This window comes from Nocardia sp. NPDC004568, assembly GCF_040609955.1.
Classification (GTDB): domain Bacteria; phylum Actinomycetota; class Actinomycetes; order Mycobacteriales; family Mycobacteriaceae; genus Nocardia.
Genome location: NZ_JBEXLL010000113.1, coordinates 1 through 14,143 on the forward strand (window position 1 = coordinate 1; position 14,143 = coordinate 14,143).

Genomic DNA, 14,143 nt, shown 5'->3' on the forward strand with positions numbered 1-14,143 from the left:
GCCCCGGCTCCGTACAGGAGCCGGGGCGAGGTCGTATCGAAGCGCTGTGTGCTCGACGGAGGAAACCGGTTGCCCGGTATCAGCCGCGGACCACCTTGCCCGCCTTCAGGCAGGAGGTGCACACATTCATCCGGCGGGTGTTACCCGGGGCGACCTGCGCCCGCACGGTCTGGATATTCGGGTTCCAGCGACGGTTGGTGCGCCGGTGCGAATGCGAGACCGATTTACCGAAGCCGGGGCCTTTGGCGCAGACGTCGCAGACGGCAGCCATAGTCGCGAACTCCTTCATGTCATCATGGGGGACCTGCCACCGGTACAGCGGTCGATCCTGATCAATGTCGTCATGCCCGCCGACGAGCATCGGCGGATTCGATGACCATCGGACAGCGTCGACCGATAACGGCCGCGCCAGGCAACCCTGCAAGGGTAGCCCGACCCGCTGCGATCCACCAAACCGGGGTTGATCCATCAAGCCGCAGTTCATCCGGCGAACCCACATGAGGCGCCGTAGACGCGGCCCGTCCCGGGCCGCGGTGTCGGGCGCGGCCGCTAACCTGGCGTTCGAATTCTGCGACGACGAGGAACGAGGTGACGGTGCCCGAGACCCGGCAGGTGCGCGGCGACGGTTCGCCGGCCACCGGATCCGCGGACGGCGGGCTGGGCGGGGCCGAACTCCTGGCCTGGGGCCGTCTCTGTGTGGCCGCGCTCGAACAGCGTCGCGCGGAGATCGATGCCCTCAATGTCTTCCCGGTCCCGGATTCCGATACCGGGACCAACTTGCTGGCCACCATGCGCGCCGCCGTCGCGGAAGCACAGCGCTCGGCGTCGGGTGCCGACGGGGAGCCGGACCGGCCGCCCGCCGGTGTGGTCGCCGCGGCACTGGCCCGCGGCGCGACCGCGGGGGCCCGGGGTAACTCCGGCATCATCGTGTCCCAGGTGCTGCGGGGTTTCGCGGACGCGACGGTGGACGCCGGGCTGACGGAACCGACCTACCGGACCGCATTGGCGCGGGCGGCCGCACTGGTCCGGGGCAGCCTGAGCGATCCGGTGGAGGGCACCATCCTCACGGTGCTCGACCGGGCGGGGGCCGCGGCGCAGCACTGCGCCGAACCCGGGCTGGCGGCGGTGGTGCGCGCCGGAGCCGACGCGGCGGCTCGGGCGCTGGAGGACACTCGCGACCAGTTGGCGGTACTGCGTGACGCCGGGGTCGTGGACGCCGGTGCGCGCGGGTTGCTGGTCCTGCTGGACGGGCTGGTCACCGTGGTGACCGGCGAAACCCCCGCGCGGGCCGAGTACCGGCCCGCGGATATCCGCACGCCGCCGGCCCGGCCGGAATCGGCGCAGCGCTACGAGGTGATGTATCGGATCGACGGGGGGCGCGCGGATCTCGCCGGCGCACTGCGCTCGCGGCTCGCCGCCCTGGGAGATTCGGTGGTGGTGGCCGCCGACGGCACCGGTGGCTGGTCGGTCCATGTGCACTGCGCGGACGCGGGGGCGGCGGTGGAGGCCGGGCTCGCCGTGGGCCGCCCGGTCGCGATCCGTATCGAGCACCTGACCGAAATCCCCGCACGCGGTGGGATCACCGGGCACAGCGGCCCGCATTCCGGTGGCGCCGTGGTCACCGGGGTGCGGGCAGCGGCCGACAGCCGGCAGGCGCACGACCGGGCGGCCCGGCAGATCAGTGGGCGCATCGGTGAACCCGCCGATCGCGGGGTGCTCGCCGTCGCGTCCGGCGCCGGTGCGGCGGCGCTCTTCGAAGCGGGGGGCGCGGTGGTGCTGAACGCCGGGCAGACGCTGGACTCGGCGGTACTGCTGGCGGCCGTCCGGCAGCTCCCGCATCGGGAGGTGCTGGTACTCCCCAACGGTGCGCTACCGGCCCATGGGCTGGTGGCGGTCGGTGCCGCGGCGCGTGACGCGCGCCGGGACGTGCTGCTGCTGCCCAGCGCCAGCATGGTCCAGGGGCTCGCGGCGCTGGCGGTCCACGATCGGGCCCGGATCGCCGTGGACGATGCCTTCACCATGTCCGAGGCGGCCGCGAGCACCCGCTGGGGCGCGCTGCGCCGGGCCGCCGGCCGAGCGCTCACCATGGTCGGGACCTGCGCGCCCGGCGACGGACTCGGCCTGGTGGGCCACGATGTGGTGGTCATCGACCGGGATCCCCGGGCCGCGGGACAGACCCTGCTGGACCGGATGCTCGGACTCGGCGGCGAACTGGTGACCCTGCTGGTCGGCGCGGCGGCGCCGGACGGGCTCGCCGACGACCTCGCGCGGCATATCGGTGACGAATTTCCCGGTGTGGAGGTCACGGTGTATGCCGGAGGCCAGCAGGGCGACCTGATACAGATCGGTGTGGAATGAGTATCCGCCGGACCCGCCGCCGCGGGCCGAGGGGACAGGAGTAGCGCGATGGCGACACTGAGCGACCGGCTCGACCATCTGCTCGGCGCGAAGGCCGCCGCGTCACTGGCTGACGCGTTCGATATGCAGACCGTGGAAGATCTGCTGCGCCACTATCCGCTGCGATACGCCACCCAGGGGCAGCCGCTCACCGAGGAGGCGCCGGAGGACGGAGCGCATATCACGGTGATCGGGCGGGTCACCAAGGCGGACCTGCGGCCGATGCGGCAGCGGCGCGGGTCGTTGCTGAAGGTGGTGCTCGATACCGGTGGCGGGCGCGGCGTGGATGTCACGTTCTTCAACGGCGACAAGGTGAAATACGCGGTCCGCCCGGGTGTTCGGGCCATGATGTCGGGCACGGTCAACTATTGGCGGCCCGGTCAGTGGAATCTCAGCCATCCGGGATATCTGATCCTGCCGGAGGCCGACGACGAGGAACCGACTCTGACCACCGTGCGCGGCGGGGGCGACCTGCGCGGGATCGCGCAGAGCGCGAAGGGCGCGGGCGGTGTGGACATGTCCTTCTTCGACCGCGAGTTCATCCCGGTCTATCCGGCGACAGCGAAGGTGCAGAGCTGGGAGATCCTGGCCTGTGTCCGGCAGATCCTCGATCAGCTCGACCCGCTGGCGGATCCGCTGCCCGCCGAGGTGCGCGACGAACGGGAACTCATGCCGGTCGGCGACGCGCTGCGCCTGATCCACCTGCCCGAACGCACCTCCGATATCGAACGCGCCCGGGAACGGCTGCGTTTCGACGAGGCGCTGGCACTGCAGCTGGTCCTCGCCGAACGCCGGCACGAGGTGGCCGGTCGTACGGCCCGGGCCTGCCCGGTGCGGGCGGACGGAATCGTCGCCGCCTTCGACGAGCGGCTGCCGTTCGAACTCACCGCGGGACAGCGCGGCGTCATCGGCGAGATCTCGGCGGATCTGTCCCGGGAACAGCCCATGCACCGGCTGCTACAGGGCGAGGTGGGTTCGGGTAAGACCATCGTCGCGTTGCACGCCATGCTGCAGGTGATCGATGCGGGTCAGCAGTGCGCGCTGCTGGCGCCCACCGAGGTGCTCGCCGCCCAGCACTACCGGTCGCTGCGGGCGATGCTGGGCGATCTCGGGCAGGCGGGGGAGCTGGGCGCGGCCGAGACCGCCACCCGGGTGACGCTGGTGACCGGTTCCATGCCGGCCGCGGCGAAGCGAGCCGCCCTGCTCGCGGCGGTCACCGGGGAGGCGGGCCTCGTGATCGGCACCCACGCGCTGATCCAGGATTCGGTCGAATTCTTCGATCTGGGTCTGGTGGTGGTGGACGAACAACACCGGTTCGGCGTGGAGCAGCGCGATGCGCTGCGGGCCAAGGCGAAATCGGGTTTCTCCCCGCATCTGCTGGTGATGACCGCGACCCCGATTCCGCGCACCATCGCCATGACCACCCTGGGCGACCTGGAGACCTCCACCCTCACCGAACTGCCCCGCGGGCGTTCGCCGATCCAGTCGAAGGTGGTACCGCGCCGGGTACATCCCAACTGGGTGGACCGGGCGTGGGAACGGATCACCGAGGAGGTGGGCGCGGGCCGGCAGGCCTATGTCGTGTGCTCGCGGATCGGCGACGACGAGGACGGTGCCGGGACGAGGGGCAAGAAAGCCGTGGACAAGGAGGCCCCGCCCACCCAGGCCGTGGTCGACGTCTTCGACCGCTTGCGTACCGGACCGCTCGCGCGGCTGCGGATCGGGCTGCTGCACGGACGGCTGCCGTCGGATGAAAAAGACCAGGTGATGCGCGACTTCAACGCCGGCGATATCGATGTGCTGGTCTGTACGACCGTGGTCGAGGTGGGCGTGGATGTGCCGAACGCGACCGTGATGGTGATCGTGGACGCCGACCGGTTCGGGGTGAGTCAGCTGCACCAGCTCCGGGGCCGGATCGGGCGCGGCGCGCATCCCGGATTGTGCCTGCTGATCACCGATGCCGCGCCCGGCGGCCCGGCGATGACCAGGCTGGAGGCCGTGGCCGCCACCACCGACGGCTTCGAACTGTCGGTACTCGATCTGCGGCAGCGGCGCGAGGGCGATGTGCTCGGCGCGGCGCAGTCGGGCACCACCCGGTCACTGCGCCTGCTGTCGCTGCTCGACGATCTCGAGGTCATCACCGCCGCTCAGGAACTCGCCCGCACCGTGGTGCAGCAGGATCCCGGGCTGACCCGGCATCCCGGCCTGGCGGCGATGATGCACGCCGCCGTCGATTCCGAACGCCTGGAGTACCTGGCCAAATCCTGATCGCCGAGCGCGGGAACCGGGCCGGGACGCTCGGCGTCAAACCTGGCAACGGAATCGCCGAGGGGAAAGGGGTTGGCGTCGTGGAGGAAAGACAGGGGTGCCGGGCGGTACGGCGGGGGCCGTCCGCGCCGGCCCGGACCCGGCCGGTGCTGCGGGTGGCGCAGACCTGCCCGCACTGTGTGGCCCGGCGGACGAAACGCCGGGAACCCGGGGCCGGGGAACTGGAGGGCTGAACGGCCCGGGCCGCGCGAGGTGCGGCCCGGGCCGGGATTTCAGCGGACGCCGCGGGCGGCGGCCACCATATTGCGCAGGGATGCCTCCACCTCGGCCGGGCCCCGGGTCTTCAGGCCGCAGTCGGGATTGACCCAGAGACGTTCGGCCGGAATCGCTTCCAGAGCGGCGCGCAGGGACGCCGTGATCTCCTCGACACCGGGCACCCGGGGGGAGTGGATGTCGTAGACACCCGGACCCACACCGGCGGCGAAGCCGGAGGCGTTCAGATCGACCAGTACCTCCATATGCGAGCGGGCGGCCTCGAGGGACGTGACATCGGCGTCCAGCCCGGCGATGGCGTCGATCACCTCACCGAACTCCGAATAGCACAGGTGGGTGTGGATCTGGACGGAGTCGGCCACTCCGGAGGTCGCCAGCCGGAACGCGTGCACCGACCAGTCCAGGTACTCCCGCTGATCGGCGTCGCGCAACGGCAGCAGTTCCCGCAGCGCGGGCTCGTCGACCTGGACGATCCGGATCCCCGCGTTCTGCAGATCCACTGTCTCGTCCCGGATCGCCAGCGCCACCTGCCGGGCCGAATCCGCCAGGGGCTGGTCGTCGCGGACGAAGGACCAGGCCAGGATGGTGACGGGGCCGGTGAGCATGCCCTTGACCGGTTTGTCGGTGAGCGACTGCGCGTAGGTGATCCAGTCCACCGTCATCGCGGCGGGACGGGAGACATCACCGAACAGGATCGGCGGACGCACGCAGCGGGTGCCGTAGGACTGGACCCAGCCCAGATCGGTCGCCGCGAATCCGTCGAGCTGTTCGGCGAAGTATTGCACCATATCGTTGCGTTCCGGTTCGCCGTGCACGAGTACATCGAGCTCGAGTTTCTCCTGCAGGGCGATGACTTCGCCGATCTCCGCCCGCATGCGCCGGACGTATTCGGCCCGGTCGATCTCCCCGGCCCGCAGCGCCGCCCGGGCCCGCCGGATGGCCGGGGTCTGCGGGTAGGACCCGATCGTGGTGGTCGGCAGCGGCGGCAGGTGCAGACGTTCCCGCTGCAGGGCCCGGCGCTGTTCGGCGGGGGCCCGCCGCACGGCGTCCGCGCCCAGCGCGGCCAGTCGCGCCCGCACCTGCGCATTGCTGAGCCGCGGATCGGCGCGGCGACTCGCCGTGGCGGCGCGGGCGGCGCCCAGTTCCGCGGCGATCGCCTCGGTGCCGGAGTGCAGGCCCGTCGCCAGTATCCGCACCTCGGCCGTCTTCTCGGCACCGAAGGCGAGCCAGGAGCGCAGCGCGTCGTCGAGCCGCGTCTCCGGCGCCAGCGAGTACGGGACGTGCAGCAGCGAGCACGACGTGGAAACCGCCAGCGCCCCCACGCTGCCCAGTAGGCCGGCCAACGTCGACAGTGCGCTGTCGAGATCGGCGCGCCAGACATTGCGACCGTCGACGACCCCCGCGACCAGCAGTTTGCGCGTCAGCGCGGGGAGCGACGCCACGGCGGCGACCTCGGTGCCCGCGACCAGGTCGACGGCGATACCTTCGACCTCGGTGGCGGACAGCGCTTCCAGCGCCGCGCCCGGATACCCGAAATACGTGGCCACCAGCACCGCCGGTCGCCGCGGCACGGCGGTGAGCTCGGTGTACACCCGCCGGACCGTCGCCAGTTCCGCGGCGGTGAGGTCGGTGACCAGGGCGGGTTCGTCGAGCTGTACCCAGCCCGCCCCCGCGTCGGCGAGCAGCCGCAGCAACTCGCCGTACAGCGGGATCAGTTCGTCTATCCGGTCCAGCGCGGCACCGCCGGTGGTCTTGGCCAGTTTCAGGAAAGTGACCGGTCCGATGACCACGGGGCGGGCCGGCACGCCGAGTTCGACCGCCTCGGTCACCTGCGCCAGCAGATCTTCCGGATCCAGGCCGAAGGTGGTGTCCGGGCCGAGTTCGGGGACCAGGTAGTGGTAGTTGGTGTCGAACCATTTGGTCATCTCCAGCGGTTCCACCGATTCGGTTCCGCGCGCGGCGGCGAAATAGCGGTCCAGCCGATCCTCGATCCCGGCGACCCGGACGGGCAGGGCGCCGAGGAGGGCGGCCGTATCGAGCATCTGGTCGTAATAGGAGAAGGTGCCGACGGGGATCGAATCCAGGCCGGCGGCGGTCAGAGCGGCGTATTGGTCGCGGCGTAGCGCACGGCCGGTCTCGTGCAGCTGCGCCGCATCGATGCGGCCCGCCCAATAGGACTCGATCGCGCGTTTGAGTTCCCGGCGCGGACCCACCCGGGGCAGACCGAGAATTGTTGCGGTGAACGGGCTGTGCGAAGTAACAGTCACGGTGTTCTCCAGTGCTGAAGTTCGACGGACGTCGCCGTTCCCGGGCGCACGGCACCGATGAGACCCCGAACGGCCCGGCCGGGTGGTCGGGTCGTATGTCAGCACTGGTGGACCGCGGCGCCCGCTCCACGAGGCGACGGCCACCGGATACGGCGTATCCGGTACAACCGGCAGGTCTTCGGACTCGCGGGCACCGGCCTGTCGGCCGACCTACTGGCCGTCGCTTCCCAGGCGTGTCGCCCAGTGCTGATGACGGCGGTCGTTCCTGCTCACCGCTGCGGGACAGTTCCGGACTTCCACCGGATTCCCTCTCACCCGCGTGATGCGGGCTTCGGCGCCGGGGCGGACGTTCGGGGCTCCTCGCCGTCCGGCCGGCGGACCAGCTGCGTGCTCCACCATAACTCGGCGCCGCGCGGCGGCACGAGCGGTCCGGCGGTCCGCCGCGCACAACGGGGTCGCCGCGCGGGTGGACGGCGCGCCGTTACGGTGGTGGTGGCGCGGTTGCGGGCGGGCCGCCACCGGAGGACCATTCGGCGACGGTGCCCGCGCGTCCGGGAAGTAGCGGGGTGGTGGCCGGCCCACCGGAACCGCACAGAAGCGGGTCGCGGGCGGTGAGATATGACGGCGCGGTGAACTCTACTTCGCACCGTTGCCATACCCCGATGTGAAGATTCTGCGAAGTGGACTTCGCTGTCGATCCTGGGTGTGGCGCCGGGTACGTTGGTTCAATGTTCTCGAAAGTCTTGGTTGCCAACCGCGGCGAAATCGCCATCCGAGCCTTCCGCGCGGCGTACGAGCTCGGTGTCGGAACGGTTGCCGTCTTCCCGCACGAGGACCGTAATTCGGTCCACCGCCTGAAGGCGGACGAGGCATACGAGATCGGCGAGGAAGGTCATCCGGTCCGGGCCTACCTCTCGGTCGACGCCATCATCGACGCGGCCAAGACCGCGGGCGCCGACGCGATCTACCCCGGCTACGGCTTCCTGTCGGAGAATCCCGATCTGGCCGCGGCGTGCGCGCGGGAGGGCATCACCTTCATCGGACCGTCGGCCGAGGTACTCGAACTGGCGGGCAACAAGGCCCGCGCGATCGCCGCGGCGCGGGAGGCCGGGCTGCCGGTGCTGGATTCGAGCGCGCCCTCGGCCGATGTGGCGGAGCTGCTCGCCGCCGCGGAGTCCATGGAGTTCCCGGTGTTCGTGAAGGCCGTCGCCGGTGGTGGCGGGCGCGGCATGCGCCGGGTTGCCGAGCGGTCGGGATTGCGGGAGGCGATCGAGGCGGCCTCGCGCGAGGCCGAGTCGGCGTTCGGTGATCCGACGGTGTTCCTCGAGCAGGCGGTGGTGAACCCGCGGCATATCGAGGTGCAGATCCTGGCCGATACCCAGGGCGAGGTGATGCACCTGTTCGAGCGGGACTGTTCGTTGCAGCGGCGGCACCAGAAGGTGATCGAGCTGGCTCCGGCCCCGAATCTGGATCCGGAATTGCGGGACCGGATCTGCGCGGACGCGGTGGCCTTCGCCCGGCAGATCGGTTACAGCTGTGCGGGCACGGTGGAGTTCCTGCTCGACGAACGCGGCAATCATGTGTTCATCGAGATGAACCCGCGGATCCAGGTGGAACATACGGTCACCGAGGAGATCACCGATGTGGACCTGGTGCAGTCGCAGCTGCGGATCGCGGCCGGGGAGAGCCTCTCGGATCTGGGCCTGAGCCAGGACAAGGTGACCATCCGCGGTGCGGCGCTGCAGTGCCGGATCACCACCGAGGACCCGGCCAACGGATTCCGCCCCGACACCGGCCGCATCACCGCCTATCGCACCCCCGGCGGCGCCGGGATCCGGCTCGACGGCGGCGCGAACCTGGGTGCGGAGATCGGCGCCTACTTCGATTCCATGCTGGTGAAGCTCACCTGCCGGGGCCGGGACTTCCCGGCGGCGGTGGCGCGGGCCCGGCGGGCGCTGATGGAATTCCGGATCCGCGGTGTCACCACCAATATCCCGTTCCTGCTCGCGGTACTCGGCGACGACGATTTCACCGCGGGCCGCATCACCACCTCGTTCATCGACGAGCGCCCGGAGCTGCTGGCCACCCGCGAACCCGCCGACCGCGGCACCAAGATCCTCAACTATCTGGCCGATGTCACGGTGAACAAACCGCACGGTGCCCGGCCGACCGCGGTGTATCCGCACGACAAACTGCCCACGATCGATCTGTCGGTGCCGCCGCCGGACGGTTCGCGGCAGAAGCTGCTGACGCTGGGCCCGGAGGGATTCGCGCAGGCGTTGCGCGCGCAGAAGGCGGTCGGGGTCACCGACACCACCTTCCGCGACGCCCACCAGTCGCTGCTCGCGACCCGCGTACGCACCAACGGGTTGCTCGATGTGGCCGGGCATGTCGCGCGACTGACCCCGGAACTGCTGTCCATCGAAGCCTGGGGCGGGGCGACCTACGATGTGGCGCTGCGCTTCCTCTACGAGGACCCGTGGGAGCGGCTGGCCGCGCTGCGCGAGGCGATTCCGAACATCTGCCTGCAGATGCTGCTGCGCGGCCGCAACACCGTCGGCTACACCCCCTACCCGGAGCGGGTGACGCGGGCGTTCGTGGCCGAGGCCACCGCGACCGGGATCGATATCTTCCGGATCTTCGACGCGCTGAACAATGTGGACCAGATGCGTCCGGCCATCGACGCGGTCCGCGAAACCGGCACCGCTGTCGCCGAGGTCGCGCTGTCCTACACCGGCGATCTCACCGACCCGGACGAGAAGCTCTACACCCTCGACTACTACCTGAAGCTGGCCGAGCAGATCGTGGACGCGGGCGCGCACGTGCTGGCGATCAAGGATATGGCCGGACTGTTGCGCGCGCCCGCCGCGGCGAAACTGGTGACCGCGCTGCGCAGCAATTTCGATCTGCCGGTCCATGTGCACACCCACGACACCCCGGGCGGGCAGCTGGCCACCTATCTCGCCGCCTGGCAGGCCGGCGCCGACGCCGTCGACGGCGCGTCGGCCGCCATGGCCGGTACCACCAGCCAGCCCGCGCTCTCGGCCATCGTGGCCGCCGCCGCGCACAGCGAATACGACACCGGGCTGAATCTGCGCAACGTCTGCGATCTGGAGCCGTACTGGGAGGCGCTGCGCAAGGTGTACGCGCCCTTCGAATCCGGCCTGCCGGCGCCGACCGGGCGCGTCTACACCCACGAGATCCCCGGCGGTCAGCTGTCGAATCTGCGCCAGCAGGCCATCGCCCTGGGGCTCGGCGACCGGTTCGAGGAGGTCGAGGCGAAATACGCGGCCGCGGACCGGTTGCTGGGCCGGCTGATCAAGGTCACGCCGTCCTCCAAGGTCGTCGGCGACCTGGCGCTGTCGCTGGTCGGCTCCGGTATCGAGATCGAGGATTTCGCCGCCGATCCGGGGCGCTACGACATCCCCGATTCGGTGATCGGCTTCCTGCGCGGCGAACTCGGCACTCCGGCCGGTGGCTGGCCCGAGCCGTTCCGGGAGAAGGCGCTCGCCGGCCGGGGAGCGGCCAAACCCGAATCCGAGTTGTCCGCCGCGGACGAGGCGGGCCTGGCCGGTACCTCCGGGGAGCGCCGCGCGACCCTGAACCGGTTGCTCTTCCCCGGCCCGACCGCGGAATTCCTGGCGCACCGGGAGAAGTACGGCGATACCACCGGCCTGTCGGCCAATCAGTTCTTCTACGGCCTGCGGCACGGCGAGGAGCACCGGGTACAGCTGGAGAAGGGCGTCATCCTGCTCATCGGGCTGGAGGCGATCTCCGAACCCGACGAACGCGGGATGCGCACGGTGATGTGCATCCTGAACGGGCAGTTGCGCCCGGTTTCCGTGCGGGACCGGTCCATCGCCAGTGAGATCCCGGCCGCGGAGAAGGCCGATAAGAACAACCCGCATCACATCGCGGCACCCTTCGCCGGTGTCGTGACACTGACCGTGGCCGAGGGCGAAACGGTCGGCTCGGGCGACACCATCGGCACCATCGAGGCCATGAAGATGGAGGCCGCCATCACCGCGCCGCGCGGTGGTGTGGTGGGCCGGGTGGCCATCGCGCAGGTGCAGCAGGTCGAGGGCGGTGATCTGCTGGTCGAGTTGGGCGAGCGCGAATCCGAATGACCCGGATCGTCGCCGGGACCGCCGGGGGGCGGCGCCTGAGGGTGCCGCCGGCCGGAACCCGGCCCACCTCGGACCGGGTGCGGGAGGCCGTGTTCTCCTCGATCGAGGCGTGGATGGATCTCGCGGGCGCCCGGGTGCTCGACCTCTACGCCGGCTCGGGCGCGCTCGGGCTGGAGGCGCTGTCGCGCGGCGCCACGGCCGCGCTGCTGGTCGAATCCGACCGGCGGGCGGCCGGGGTGCTGCGCGGCAATATCGCCGAACTCGGGCTGGGCGGTGCGCAGGTGCGGGTCGGGACGGTGACGCAGGTGCTCGCCCACGGCGGCGCGGGCGCTTTCGATCTGGTGTTCACCGATCCGCCCTACGAGCTGACCACCGCCGCCGTCGAGGGCGATCTCATGGCGCTCGCCGCACACGGTTGGCTCGCCGAGGAAGCGTTACTGCTGGTGGAACGCTCGGCGCGGTCGGCCGAGATCGCTTGGCCCGCAGGCTTCGAGGGGCGCGCCGCCCGGCGTTACGGAGAGACCCGGATCGAGTCGGCGGTGTATGTGGGCGCGACCCCGGCGGACCCGGGCGAACCTGCTAGCGTCTGACCCATGGCAGGAGCTCTGTGCCCGGGATCCTTCGATCCGGTGACCAACGGCCATCTCGATGTGTTCCGGCGGGTCGCCGAACAGTTCGACGAGGTCGTGATCACCGTGATGATCAACAAGAAGAAGCAGGGCATGTTCTCGATCGACGAACGGATCGATCTGCTGCGCGACGCCACCACGGACCTGCCGAACGTGCGGGTCGCCTCCTGGGACGGCCTGCTGGTCGATTTCGCCCGGGAGCAGGGCATCACCGCCATCGTCAAGGGGCTGCGCGACGCCGGGGACTTCGGCTACGAACTCCAGATGGCGCAGATGAACAAGAAGCTCTCCGGGGTGGACACCTTCTTCATCGCGACCAACCCCGCCTTCGGCTATCTGTCCAGCTCCCTGGTCAAGGAAGTGGCGGCCTTCGGCGGCGACGTCAGCGATATGCTGCCGCCGCTGGTGCACAAACGGCTACTCGACCGGCTGGCCGAGCGCGCGGGCTGATCCGGACCGCTGGGCGGTCACTTCCCGGGCCCGCTGCAGCGGCCGGAACACCAGACCGCGCAGCGCCAGGAACCGCAGACCCCCGACCGCGGCGCTGATCGCCAGCACGGCCGCGGCCTGGGTGGGTGTGTTCAGCGTCGGGGCCAGGACCTCCAGCGCGGCCAGCGCCGCGGTACTGATACCCAGGCCCAGCAGTGCCAGGCCGCCGCCCTCCCACTGCGCGGTGAACCAGCCGACCCGCTCGGCGGCGTGGAAGGTGAGCCGGCGGTGCAGTTCGTTGGCCAGCACGGTGCTCACGACCGAACCGGCCACATTGGCCGGTAGGGGCCCGACGCCGGTGAGGGTCAGGAAGAGCAGGACGTACGAAATATTGCTCGATCCGCCGACCAGTGCGAAACGAATCAACTGCGGGAACGCACGATCACCGCGCAGGTACTGCAGGAGACGCTGCTGCCAGGCGGTGGGGGTGAACGGTTCCGGCCAATCGATATCCAGATCCCCGGTGGTCAGCGCCGTGGAAGTAGGCAACTGCAGGATGGTCATGGGCGGTTCCGATCGGGCAAGGGACAGGCAGCCCGCCGCGCCGCGGTGGGGCTCCCTAAGAATTTAGCACCAAGCGGAGGGTGGGTCTCCAGTTGATTGTGTGACTCTGCAGATATCGGGCAGACCGGGCGACACACCGAAAGTAGGTTCGGCGCATCCACCGGCCCGGGGCACACTGGGAACGGCGTGATGTGTCGCCGATCGTCAGCAGGAGGACAGTAAGCATGTACCGGGTATTCGAGGCGCTCGACGAACTGGTCGCCATAGTCGAGGAGGCGCGCGGTATCCCCGCGACGCGCAACTGCATCGTGCCGCGTCCGGAGACGCTCGATCTGCTCGACGATGTGCGGGACGCGCTGCCCACCGAGATCGACGACGCTCAGGACGTGCTCGACCACCGGGACAAGATCGTCGACGACGCCCGGGGGCTCGCGGAGGACACCATCCGGTCCGCCGACGAACAGGCCGCCGGCACGGTGGCCGACGCCCGCGCCGAAGCCGACCGCATCCTCGCCGAGGCCAAAGCGCACGCCGACCGCATGGTCGCCGAGGCCACCGCGCACGCCGACCGGATGGTCGATACCGCCACCGCCGAAGCGGAACGCCTGGTCACCGACGCCAAGGCCGAGTACGAGGCGGTCACCGGCCGGGCCCGCGCCGAGGCCGAGCGGACCATCGAGGCCGGCCAGGCCTCCTACGACCGCTCGGTCGCCGACGGCCAGGCCGAACAGCGCCGGCTGGTCGAGGACACCGAAGTGGTACGGGCCGCGCACGCCGAATCGGCCCGCATCATCGACACCGCCCACGCCGACGCCGACCGGATGCGCGCCGACTGCGACCACTACGTCGACACCAAACTCGCCGAGTTCGAGGACACCCTCGGCAGTGCGCTGCGCACCGTGGGCCGGGGCCGCCAGCAGCTCCGCAACGGGGCGGGCGTCCCCGACTACGCCGCCGAGTTCCGGCGGTGATACCGGCCCGCCTCCGGCGGGGCAGAACCGGGGGCGGGCCCCGGCCATGAAGGCCGACATTCCGGAGTGGGCAAACGGCCGGGAAGTATCCGGATCCGGACGTCCCCGCCGACGCAACCCTGTATGCGTCGAGTTCTACGAGACACCTCCAAGGGTTGAGGCCCGTCTCGCCGTTCAGGCCTCGAGACTCGCGCTTCGCGCATGCGCTTCGAGGCCCG

General features: G+C 70.5%; 9 protein-coding genes and 1 riboswitch. Of the genes, 6 read left to right on the forward strand and 3 right to left on the reverse strand.

Annotated elements, in window-relative coordinates; genetic code table 11:
• Positions 1-79 precede the first annotated feature (79 nt).
• Entirely contained in the window at positions 80-271 is a 192-nt protein-coding gene (gene rpmB / locus ABZV91_RS30425) for a 50S ribosomal protein L28 (protein WP_011210730.1), read from the reverse strand.
• A gap of 317 nt (positions 272-588) precedes the next feature.
• On the opposite strand from rpmB, the gene ABZV91_RS30430 reads away from it, so the two are divergent.
• Positions 589-2,358 carry a DAK2 domain-containing protein gene (locus tag ABZV91_RS30430; protein WP_355249179.1) on the forward strand — a complete coding sequence of 590 codons (1,770 nt, stop codon included), beginning with the start codon at positions 589-591 and terminating at the stop codon, positions 2,356-2,358.
• Between the two features lie 48 nt (positions 2,359-2,406).
• Positions 2,407-4,665, forward strand: a complete 2,259-nt coding sequence (recG, locus tag ABZV91_RS30435) for an ATP-dependent DNA helicase RecG (protein WP_355249181.1) — start codon at positions 2,407-2,409, stop codon at positions 4,663-4,665.
• 272 nt (positions 4,666-4,937) lie between these two features.
• Here the strand turns inward: recG and metE are convergent, their stop codons facing one another.
• Positions 4,938-7,205 carry a 5-methyltetrahydropteroyltriglutamate--homocysteine S-methyltransferase gene (gene metE / locus ABZV91_RS30440; RefSeq protein WP_355249183.1) on the reverse strand — a complete coding sequence of 756 codons (2,268 nt, stop codon included), beginning with the start codon at positions 7,203-7,205 and terminating at the stop codon, positions 4,938-4,940.
• A 151-nt stretch (positions 7,206-7,356) separates the two neighbouring features.
• Positions 7,357-7,562: riboswitch (cobalamin riboswitch) on the reverse strand.
• 371 nt (positions 7,563-7,933) lie between these two features.
• Here metE and ABZV91_RS30445 point away from each other — a divergent pair.
• Genes ABZV91_RS30445 through coaD form a run of 3 tightly spaced genes read left to right on the forward strand, consistent with a single transcriptional unit; the run spans position 7,934 to position 12,411 of the window.
• Positions 7,934-11,332 carry a pyruvate carboxylase gene (locus tag ABZV91_RS30445; RefSeq protein ID WP_355249185.1) on the forward strand — a complete coding sequence of 1,133 codons (3,399 nt, stop codon included), beginning with the start codon at positions 7,934-7,936 and terminating at the stop codon, positions 11,330-11,332.
• Positions 11,329-11,922: a 16S rRNA (guanine(966)-N(2))-methyltransferase RsmD gene (gene rsmD / locus ABZV91_RS30450; RefSeq protein ID WP_355249187.1), complete on the forward strand. Its 594-nt coding sequence runs from the start codon at positions 11,329-11,331 to the stop codon at positions 11,920-11,922. The genes ABZV91_RS30445 and rsmD overlap by 4 nt, the downstream gene beginning before the upstream one ends.
• A 3-nt stretch (positions 11,923-11,925) precedes the next feature.
• The gene (gene coaD / locus ABZV91_RS30455) at positions 11,926-12,411 is read left to right on the forward strand and encodes a pantetheine-phosphate adenylyltransferase (RefSeq protein WP_355249189.1); all 486 of its coding nucleotides are present in this window, start codon (positions 11,926-11,928) and stop codon (positions 12,409-12,411) included.
• Here coaD and ABZV91_RS30460 read toward each other — a convergent pair.
• A complete protein-coding gene (locus ABZV91_RS30460) occupies positions 12,379-12,954 on the reverse strand; it encodes a GtrA family protein (protein ID WP_355249191.1) in 576 nt (191 codons plus the stop codon). The two genes, coaD and ABZV91_RS30460, sit on opposite strands and share 33 nt — an antisense overlap.
• A 224-nt stretch (positions 12,955-13,178) precedes the next feature.
• Here ABZV91_RS30460 and ABZV91_RS30465 point away from each other — a divergent pair, with 224 nt between their 5' ends.
• Positions 13,179-13,925: a DivIVA domain-containing protein gene (locus tag ABZV91_RS30465; protein WP_355249193.1), complete on the forward strand. Its 747-nt coding sequence runs from the start codon at positions 13,179-13,181 to the stop codon at positions 13,923-13,925.
• Positions 13,926-14,143 lie beyond the last annotated feature (218 nt).